Consider the following 9738-nt stretch of genomic DNA (forward strand, 5'->3'; position numbering starts at 1 on the left):
CAGCAACATGCTGGAACAGTTCTGCCGCACCACCGGGGCGCCTATGCCTGACCTGCGGAAACCAACCGATCACACTCGAAAGAACAACAGCCAGTCACCGACACCGGCAACCGACCCGCACGGTGGGGCGAACCCTCCTGGCCCGCCAGCCCCGCGCTGCTGCCGGTCCGGATCGACCTGGCCCGCTCCGCCGGTACCGACTTCGAGCGCGTTGTCCTCACCATTCGCCTCGCCCTGGCCGCGCACCTGGGCAGGCCGCTGCCCGCCTTCGACATCGCCCTGCGCCGCTACTGGGAGCACCAGCATCCCGGCGAGAGCCTGCAGGAGTACCTGAGCCGCGGCGGGCTCGCCGCCCGGTTCGGCAAGGCCCTGCCACAGCAGGTCCAGTCCGCGCTCGGCGATGTCGCCCAGGCGCTCATGCTGCCCGGCTCCATCGGCGGCGCCGTCGGCCAGCTCACCGGCGCCCTGGCCACCGCGCTGCGGGAGCGCCGCCAGACCGTACGCGCCCTGGCCGACTGCTCCCTGCTCGCGGACCTCCTGGACGCCGAGCCGGGCATCGACGCCCTGTCGTACTACCCGTATCTGCTCGCCTGGGAGCTCACCCGGCTCCCGGCCGAGAAGGCCGTGGTGCCAGTGGTCCTGCTGGACACCTTCGAGGACACCGGCGACCGGACCCACCGCGACCTGGAACGGCTGCTGCAGCGGATCGTGTGGCTGATGCCCAACGCGTTCTTCATCGTCACCGGCCGCAGCCGCCTCCAGTGGGCTGACCCCGCCCTGCAGGGCCAGCTCGACTACACCGGCCCCACCGCCTGGCCCGGCCTGGCCCAGCAGGCGGTTCTGGGCCCGCGTCCCGCCAGCACCCCCGGGAACGGGCGGCAGGTCCTCATCGGCGACTTCAGCCCGCAGGACTGCGACGACTACCTCGCCCGCCGCCTGGTCCGCGACGACCAGCCCCTCATCAGCGCCGAGATGCGGGCCGTCATCGCCGACCGCTCCCACGGCCTGCCCCTCTACCTCGATCTCGCCGTGCTCCGCTTCCTGGAACTGCGGCGGGCCGGATATACCCCTACCCCGGCGGACTTCGACGCCGACTTCCCCGCGCTGATCACCCGCACCCTGGCCGACCTCACCCCCGACGAGCGCCACATCCTGCGGTCGGTGTCCCTGCTGGACGCCTTCGACCTTGGCCTGGCCACCGCCACAGCCGGCCTCCCCCACCAGGCGGCGGCCGCCCGGCTCGCCGAGCGGCCTTTCGTCCGCGAGAACCCGTACGCGCTGTGGCCGTACCACCTGCACGCCCTGATCCGCTCCACCCTGCGTACCGCGGACGACGCCACCGACGACCGCTGGACCGACGCCGACTGGCAAGCCGCCGCTGAACGGGCCCTGGCCGCACTCGGCCAGCAGTGGCGCGCAGCCCCCGGGCCGGGCCGGCGTCTCCTGGTCGGATGCCTGCGCCAGGGCCTCGCCCTGGCCCGCGACCACCGGCTCGCCCTCGGCTGGCTCACCGACGCCGCGTACGCGTACACCGACGACTACGTCTGGGAACCCCTCCCGCTCCCCGCACGCACCGAGACCGACGACGAGCCCACGACACCTGCGGACGCCCTGGCCGAACTCCTCAGCACCCTGGCCCGGCGCCAGCACGAACACCGCGCCCAGACCGCCGACCGGCTCACCGCCATCCTCGACACCGGCCTGCTGCCCGCCGAACTGACGGAGATGGCCCTGTACTACCGGGCCAAGGCGCACCGCGACCTCGGCCAGAGCGCCGCCTCCCGCGACGGCATGCGCCAGGTCGCCGACGGCGGCGGCCGCCTCGCCCCCGATGCCACCCGCGGGCTCGCACACCTCGCCCGCGCCGCAGGGGACTTCCCCACCGCACTCGCCACCGCCCAAACCCTGGGCTGGCCAGGCCGCGGCCAGCGGGTCCTCGGCGACATCCACTTCGCCCACGGCAACATGGCCCAGGCCGCCACCGCCTACACCGCCGCCCGCACCGAAGCCGAGCGGCACGGCAACACTGGCGAGCAGGCAATCGCCCAGGCTCACCTTGCTCTCACGTACGCCTTCGCCGACCCCGCCCGCGCCACCCGGGAGATCGCCCTCGCCGAGCAACTCCTGGCCGGACTCGATCAGCGCGCCACCACTCTGACCGCCCAGATCGCCGCCCTCGCCCGCGATGCCGGCACCCCGGGACCGGACGTCGACGACCGCGCCGCCCTGCTGCGGACAGAGATCACCACCGCCGGAATCACCGCGGTCGCGCTGCTGCTGGAACTCGCCCTCACCCTGCACCACACCGTGCGCGGGGACGATGCCGCAGTCCGAAGCGACATCGCCCGGCTGGAGGAACTCACCCACAGCGGCGACTGCGCGTACTACACCAACATCGCCCACTTGATGGCCGATCTTTCCCTCACCGGGCCCTCGTTGGCGCGCTGGCTGGATGAGGAGCAGGCCACCCGGCGGCGATGGCGGGACCTGGTCACCATCCGGCGCATTCGCCTGGATACGCCCAGGTGAACTCGCTGCCATCAAGACTGACCGCAGGCGGGCACGGTTCGGATACGGAAACGGCCCGAACCTTCCCGGTGACCGGGGTTCGGGCCCTTCCTGCATCACTGGGCCGACAAGACAGTGGTGCAGCGGTCAGCCGGCGTCCGTGCCCTTACCGACCATCTGAGCGAGAAGCTCGATGATCTGCGCCTGGTTACGCTCCATCTGCTGCCCGAGCGCTTCGAGACGACTGTCAATCCGGTCCACCTTCTGATCAAGGTTTCCGACCTGCAGACGCACCGCTGTGAGGTCGGACTTGATGATGCCGAACTCGCGGTCGTTCTTCTCCGCGACCTCTCGAAACACCTGGTGAGATCGGCGAGCTCGCTGTGGCTCTGCCGACGGCCAGGGCGTGAGCCCCACGACGCAGACCAGCTCGCCACCCCACCGGTTCGGGCCCGCGGTCGCGACGACCGCCCTATCGGGACGGTCCGCGGTGGGCTGTGCCTGCGCTGATCCAGTTTCTCAGCAGCCGCCCGCCGAGGTTCCCGCCCGCTGCCAGTGGCCCAGAAGCGCTGAGCAGACCACGGTGCTCAGGGTGAGCGCGAACTGCCGCTGCTCGGTTTCCATACTGGTGGAGCGGATCATGGGGATCAGCGACCCTGCGAGGGCCAGCTGGTACTCGTGCACGGGGATCGGCCAGTGCCCCTGGCCGCAGCCGAACGCCACCTCGCGAATACGGCGCACGGTGCTCAGCACCAGGTGTTCCTCGTCGGACAGATCCGCCAGAACCTCCTCGGGAGGCGGAGGAGTCAGCTCGGTCCCGTTGGTCACGTACGCGGTGATCCGGCCTGCCTGCTCGGGATTCCACGTGAACACATGGGACAGGACGCAGGCCTCCAGACGCGCGAGGTCCTTGCACACGTGCCCGTAGTGGGCGCTCTCGAAGTCGATGAGGACGGTCTGCGGCAGTCTGGGGCCCGTGGACGTGCACAACACGTTGTCCATGTGCAGATCGCCGTGTGACAGCACCAGGAGAGTTTCGTAGTCCCGCAGGTCGATGTACCTCGGATCGACCAGGCCGTCCAGGGTGCTGCTTGAAGTAGCGTCGTCAAGTTCCGCGACCCTGGCCGCGAACCACAACGGATTGATCAACTCCAGCCCACTCAACTGCAAGGCCGCCTCCTCAAGTCCGAGGCACTCCCCGAGCAGGCTGTCGGCACTGCGCTCGTCCCGGCCCGGCAGCGTCAATCCGAGATCCTCCGACGTCAGACTGTCGGTGAGAGCTGCCAGTTCACTGCCTGCCCAGGAGTTTGGGGACTGCTTGTCGGGTGCGGCGGCCGACCGGAACACCGGATACTCGGCGCGAAGGTCCACTCGGTCCCTTCGGACGTCCGCGATCCACGGGCGCATCGTGGTGAGCAGGAGGCGCCGGATCGCGTCGGCTGCCACTTCCGCCTGGGCGTCCCTGAACCAGGCCCCCAGCGTGAGCGGTTCTTCCCCCTCTTCGAAGGCGTACGAGGTCACGATCGCGCGCAGCGGCTCTCCGTCTTCGCCGAGGTACATCTCCATCTCGTGCGCTTCGCACTGACTGGGCCGGTACCGCTGATGCAGCCGTTTCTCGGCATACCTCCGAAAGTTCTCGACCTCCCGCGCCACTCTGTCCGCGTGATCGATCTTCAGGATGGAGACCGGGCCGAACTTGTTGGTGAGCAGATATGTCGGCATCCTGCGGCCGGCGAAATGTTCGCCGCGCACCTTGATGACGTCACCCCTTTCCAGGCCCTGGGCCACGGCAGCCTTCAGCACGGGGTCCGGGATCCACAACCGCCCGGCCCTGTCACTGGTGATCACGCTGCTCTGCGTGTGGTCGGTGCCCTCGGGCACCCACGGATTGTGTACGACCCTGACCTTCGACACGGCTGCCAGCAGCGCGTCCACCTCGTCCTGCCAGGCCCGCAGATCATGCTGGGACGCCGGGTCCGGAGAGGCAGCAAAGATCTGTTCCAGCAGCCAGCGGGCACGCATGCGGTCCCAGCCCGCGACCGAGGCCAGGGCAAAGGAAGCCTCCTTCATCTCCTGGCCGCTTCGCCACTGCTTCAGCAGGTGAACCGGCCACGACGGCCTCCGCACACGCCCGGAAGGCCGGCGGCCGAACATGTCGCTTCGGTCGTCCTCTTCACTCCCAGAGGTTTCCAGGTGGTCGAAGATGCGCTCGTCGTACTCAATCTCGTGGGCCCTGGCTGGACTGGGTCCAGCGAGCAGGAGGTAGGTGCCCACGGACCCTAGCAGCGCGTTGAGCAGACCAACCTTCCGCAAGAGCACCGGCGGGGTGCCGTACGCCACAGAGACCTGTGCCTCAACGCTGCCGAGGATCAGGTCGCGCGAGGACTTCCGTAGCCCCTCGGCAAGGACCGCGCCGACGTAGCGTATGAGATCGACGCGCAGCTGCGGTTCGTTCGAGCGCAGGCCGTCCTCCGCCTTCTGCCACAGGTGATGGTTCACGAGTGCGGCCCGCAGCGAGGCAATCCGGCGTTCCTTGACGTGCTCCGAGGTGGTCTTGCGCAGATCCTGGGCGTGGGCGACAAGCGCGGGATGAGCGGACGGCAGATGGCTGGGGAGTTTGTCACGGGCCTCCGCCAGATCTTCGCTCCAGATCTTTCCGAAGGGCCGCTGGGCAAGGTGGGAGCGCTCGGTGAGCCGTTCGAAATACGCGTTCAGGGAGTCGTGAAGCACGAGGGGGTCGACCGGCTCGACGGGGCTCCTTCCGGCGTCGGTGAAGAGCTGATCCGGGACGGTCGGCGCAACCCCCTCCAGCAGGCCGGCGAGTCTCAGAACAGGCTCGCCGAAGGACGGTGGAAGCTCGTTGCTCTCAGCAACACCCAGCTGTTTCAGGGATCTGCGGCAGCGTTCCATGACCCTGTCGACGCTGGAGCCGCCCTGTAGCAGGGGGACGAACGTCTGGAGGGCTACTTGGAACGTGGCGGCAGCGGCGTCGGGTCTGCCCTGCTCCATCAGCGTCGTGGCCAAGGTGGTGAGCCCGTACCCGAAGTCCCGGATTCCGGCTTCCTGGAGCCTGCCGCTCTGGTGGTACTCGTACGCCCTTGCGACTTGTGCCGCCGCCTGGACAGGCCCCCGCTCCTGGTCACGGGGATTGGGGATCCGTGTCCCTCCGGGATGGGGGTACATCCTTTGTGCCCATTCGATCAGTCGCGAGATGTCCAAGCGAAGCTCCCTGCGGAGAGACGGAAGTGACCACAGTAGGGAGCGGCACTCTACGGGGTGCACAGATAGCGAGAGCCGGGATTTGGCCAGCAGTCTCAACGCTGTTGCGTGCCCTGATCTACTTGCGTTGCCGTGCCAGCTCCTGGGCGAGCGGTGGGAAGATGCAGGGCTCCGCCGGAACGAACAGTGGCACCGCCGGGTCAGGGTGTGAGGTCCAGGCGCCGAACCGGCTCACCGGTCCACCGGCCCGGGGCGGTGGTGGCGACGATCGCCCCGTCGGGACGGTCCGCGGTGGGCTGCGCAGCGTACTGACAGTGCGCAGCGGCCCAGGATTCTTGCTGTGCGACGGCCAGCGCGGCTGGCAGGTCCAGGTCCAGGTCCAGGGCGGTGATACCAGGCAGGGCGGCCAGGTGCTGGCCGTGCCGGGCCGGGCGCGGTCGGCTTCGACGAGGGCGCAGGCGGGGGTGTAGAGGAACCAACCGGCCTTGGCGTGGGCCCGGTGGATCAGACGGGAAGCGAGGATGTTGCCCTGGCCTGCCGCGGCCAGCGCGGTGTCGTCCAGGACGCGCCGTTGCAGGGCTGTTGCGGGTGGTGGCCCGGGGTCCGAGCGTTGACCGGGTCGGTGATCTGATCGGCTGTTTTGCGGCACTATTGGCCGGATGGCGCCGATTGGGGAACCAGTTGATCCGTATCTCCCATAGGGGACGGCCCAGTTGGGCAGCATACGCAGTGAACTCGAACAACTACTGACCGCAACCAATGGGGGGGCAGATGCCACGGCCCAAGGAAACCGACTACACCAGCACGCTGACGATGCTGCACACCGCTGTCATGAACACCGGTACTGATTTGCGGGACGCGCTCGGCAAGGGCATCGAGAAGCTGGAAGCGAGCGGGCAGGCCGTCCAGCAGGACACGACGCGGACCGTGGTCGACGAACTCGGCCGGATGCGCACCAATCTGCGTGAGGCCCGGGACCGGCTGACGGCCGGCGGGGAGATGCTGAACGCGGAGGTGCGCCAGGCCGTCGCCGACCTGCGTACCGAGATGCGCGAGGTACGGGAAGCGGTCGAAACTCTCACCCCGCCCGCCCCGCCCGCCCTCGCAGCGTCCTCCGTCGACGGTGGCCCCGAGCCGACGCTTCTGCCCGGGCCGGCTCACGAGCTCTTGCCGTCGTCGGAGACCGCCGAGTCCCTCAGCACCGCGGCCGGGCCGGCCCCGGCGACCGTGCCCGTGCAGGGTCCAGCGCCGCAGGCCGGAGCGACCGCCGCGATCCCCGCGCAGCGCGACGGCAGGGACGGGAACAGAACGAAGGGCGCGGTGCTGCCGGTCGCGGAGATCCGGCAGGCTGTCCGCGAGGTCCTGACCGAGGAGCTCGCGCCGCTGCGATCTGCCCTGGAGGAAAAGTCGCACGCGGCGCTGATCGGTGTTCGTGATGAGGTGCGGGCGCAGCTGGACGTGGTGGTCGGTGTGCTGCGCGAGCAGCTGGTCGCGGCCCGGGAGGAGTCGCGTACCGAGCTCACCGCTCTTCGCAAGGAGACTGCTGGTCTTCGGGCCGAGCTGGAGCAGCGGACTGCCAGGGAGCCGACTGTTGTGAAGGTGACCGGGGAGCACAGCGAACTGCTGCGGAAGGCTGCCCGGGTCTCTTCCGCGACCGTGCTGTGCCATCGCGATGTATGGGAGTTCATCACCGCGCATGCCGGACGGCAGCCGCACTTCCGGGTGCCTGCGCAGGTCCTCGACAAGGGTGACGAGCGTGTCCGCGCTGCTCTGTCCGGGCGTTCTCTGATCGCTCTGCTGATCGCCCTGCACTCGGTCAAGCAGACCGCTGTCGAGGGCGACGGTGACCGGGAGCTGGCCATCACCCTCTACGAGCGGATCCAGGAGAGCCTGTCCAAGCTCACTGCGGCAGGCCGGCCGGTCACCATCACGCTGGACGACCGCTCGTCCGATGACGACACGGTGACCGACACCGGCCCGGAGGATCCGATCGGGAACCCTGACGAGCAGCGAGACGGGCACGAGGTCGGCGAACGGCCTGACGACGAGAAGGAGTAGTCCGCCAGGCCGGGCCGTTTCGTATTCGGCGATCACCGCGGCGCGAAGGCCGTCCGGATGATCCGGGCGGTCACCAGCGGCGCAGGTCCTCGGCCAGCTATTCGTACCATTCGGCGCGGTGACCGGTGCGGCCCACAGGCTTGTCGCTGGCAGGAGTGGATGGTTTGGTGACAGTTAGTCAAATGCGCAGATGGTAAGCCCTGCCCGGCGGTGGCATCGGCTTCGAGGTGAGGTCACCACCGGGCTGGGACAGCGTCGCACGAGGGACTCGCCACCGCCACGGGGGGCGGGCGCTGAGCCCGGCCCCCGCAGCCCTGCAAGGGGTCTGCCGGTGTTCCCGGGCCTTGAGCCTCCTCCAACTTCGGACCTGCAGGTCATCGGGTCTGGTGTCCAGTCAGCGATCTTGTCCTCGTACTGGTCGCAGGCGGTTGCTGAGGTGACCCCCGGAATGTGGACACAGGGGTTCATGCTGCGAGTGAGAGTTTAGCTGTCCTGTGGTGGTGCTGTTCGAACTCCATCGGGGAGAGGTAGGAGAGCGCGCTGTGTCGGCGTCGGGCGTTGTAGTAGGTGAGCCACCGGAATATCTCGAGCCTCGCCTGAGACATCGTCACGAACACTCTCCTGTAAATCGTTTCTCGCTTCAGTCCCTGCCAGAAACTCTCGGCCAGGGTGTTGATGCCCCTATGGATGTCAAGCGGCATCTCGGGCTGGTCCCGTGTCGTTGGCCGCGGTGTTCGTGGGGACGATGAGCCGGTAGATCTCTCGTGCGACGTACCGTTTGAGGCAGCGGATGATCTCGCGTTTGGTCTTGCCCTCCGCAAGGCGTCGCCGCAGGTAGTCCTGGGAACGGCCCTTCCAGCGCAGGCGGCTGAGGACGATCCGGTAGAGGGCGGCGTTGGCCTGTCGGTCACCGCCTCGGTTGAGTCTGCGGCGCTGGGTCTTGCCGGAGGACGCCTCGACGGGGCTGGCGCCGCACAGGGCGGCGAAGGACACCTCGTTGCCGAGGCGTCCGGGGTTGTCACCGGCCGAGATGAGCAGGACAGCTGCGCTGTCCGGGCCGACGCCGTGGACGTCGAGCAGATCAGGAGTAGTCGCTTTGATTGTTTCGGTTATCCGCTTGGTGAGGTCGTTGATCTCTTCGGTCAGGCGCTGGATGCGGCGGGCCAGCAGCCGCAGGGTGTGACGCGCGGCCTCTGCCGGCCCAGAGATCTCTGGCTCCGTGAGTGCGGCGCACTGCTGGAACAGCTTCGGGCTTCTCAGCCCGGCCAGGGACTCGCGAAGTTCAGCGTCGGCGCAGACCAGGACGCTCTTGAGCTGGTTGATGGCCTGGGTCCTGGACTCAATGGCGGACCCCTTCGCCAGCTTGAACAGCCGCAACATCTCCACCGGGTCGTCGCTGGTCTTCGCCGTGGCGGTGGCACGACCGGACAAGACAGCGCGGGCGGCGGCTTCGGCATCGACGGCGTCGGTCTCGCCGTGACGGCGTCGGGCGGCCTTGTCTGGCTGGTTGACCTCGGTCACCTCAATGCCTTCGGCCCGCAGGTGTCGCGTCAGGGCGGCGCCGTAGGAGCCGGTGCACTCGACCCCGGCCCGGCGCAGACTGCCGAACGAGCGGGCCCAAGCCACAAGTTGACGATAGCCGTCGATAGTTGCCGGGAAGCTGCGGCCGTCCAGGACGGCGCCGAGCGTGGTGACGACGGCTGCGGCGTGGATGTGCTTGTGGGTGTCGACACCGAGCAGGATGTCTTCCCCGGCGTCGGCCGGGACGTGACATGAGGCCGTGGGCTGCGTGACGCTGGTCAAGCTCGCCTGTCTCCTGATGGCCTCGGAAGAGTCCAGTGAGACGGTCGGGACGCTATGAACCGCCCCGTGTCGAATGGAGACTCGATTTCATGAAAGGATCGGGTCATGGCACGACCTTCCCGTTACCCGCTTGAGCTCCGCCGTCGTGCG

The 9738-nt window shown here is 68.6% G+C and carries 5 protein-coding genes and 2 pseudogenes; 2 read left to right on the forward strand and 5 right to left on the reverse strand.

Translation table 11 applies throughout. The annotated features are described in order from the left end of the window. The first annotated feature begins 417 nt into the window (after positions 1 to 417). Positions 418 to 2529 (forward strand): ATP/GTP-binding protein, encoded by a 2112-nt coding sequence (locus ABZ826_RS38035; protein ID WP_361458995.1) that lies wholly within the window; start codon positions 418 to 420, stop codon positions 2527 to 2529. Between the two features lie 126 nt (positions 2530 to 2655). Here the strand turns inward: ABZ826_RS38035 and ABZ826_RS38040 are convergent, their stop codons facing one another. From ABZ826_RS38040 to ABZ826_RS38050, 3 genes and pseudogenes are all read right to left on the reverse strand, one after another. Further along, complete coding sequence (locus ABZ826_RS38040; protein ID WP_361458997.1) at positions 2656 to 2868, reverse strand: hypothetical protein; 213 nt, start codon at positions 2866 to 2868, stop codon at positions 2656 to 2658. 159 nt (positions 2869 to 3027) lie between these two features. Then, on the reverse strand, positions 3028 to 5826 hold the full coding sequence (locus ABZ826_RS38045) for a phosphotransferase (protein WP_361458999.1): 2799 nt from the start codon (positions 5824 to 5826) through the stop codon (positions 3028 to 3030). Between the two features lie 101 nt (positions 5827 to 5927). Next, positions 5928 to 6304 (reverse strand): annotated as a pseudogene (locus ABZ826_RS38050) (hypothetical protein). Between the two features lie 194 nt (positions 6305 to 6498). On the opposite strand from ABZ826_RS38050, the gene ABZ826_RS38055 reads away from it, so the two are divergent. Then, positions 6499 to 7785, forward strand: a complete 1287-nt coding sequence (locus ABZ826_RS38055) for a hypothetical protein (RefSeq protein ID WP_361459001.1) — start codon at positions 6499 to 6501, stop codon at positions 7783 to 7785. A gap of 464 nt (positions 7786 to 8249) precedes the next feature. Here ABZ826_RS38055 and ABZ826_RS38060 read toward each other — a convergent pair. Both ABZ826_RS38060 and ABZ826_RS38065 read right to left on the reverse strand, forming a co-directional pair. Then, a pseudogene (locus ABZ826_RS38060) lies at positions 8250 to 8459 on the reverse strand (integrase core domain-containing protein); the annotation flags it as partial. A gap of 16 nt (positions 8460 to 8475) precedes the next feature. Continuing rightward, positions 8476 to 9528 (reverse strand): IS110 family transposase, encoded by a 1053-nt coding sequence (locus ABZ826_RS38065; RefSeq protein WP_361459003.1) that lies wholly within the window; start codon positions 9526 to 9528, stop codon positions 8476 to 8478. Positions 9529 to 9738 lie beyond the last annotated feature (210 nt).

It is taken from the genome of Streptomyces sp. NPDC047515 (genome assembly GCF_040643055.1).
Classification (GTDB): Bacteria; Actinomycetota; Actinomycetes; order Streptomycetales; family Streptomycetaceae; genus Streptomyces.

Bases quoted from the DNA above. Each gene is read 5' to 3' on its own strand.
- ABZ826_RS38035 (WP_361458995.1), top strand. From the start codon at position 418: ATGCTGCCCGGCTCCATCGGCGGCGCCGTCGGCCAGCTCACCGGCGCC.
- ABZ826_RS38055 (WP_361459001.1), top strand. From the start codon at position 6,499: ATGCCACGGCCCAAGGAAACCGACTACACCAGCACGCTGACGATGCTG.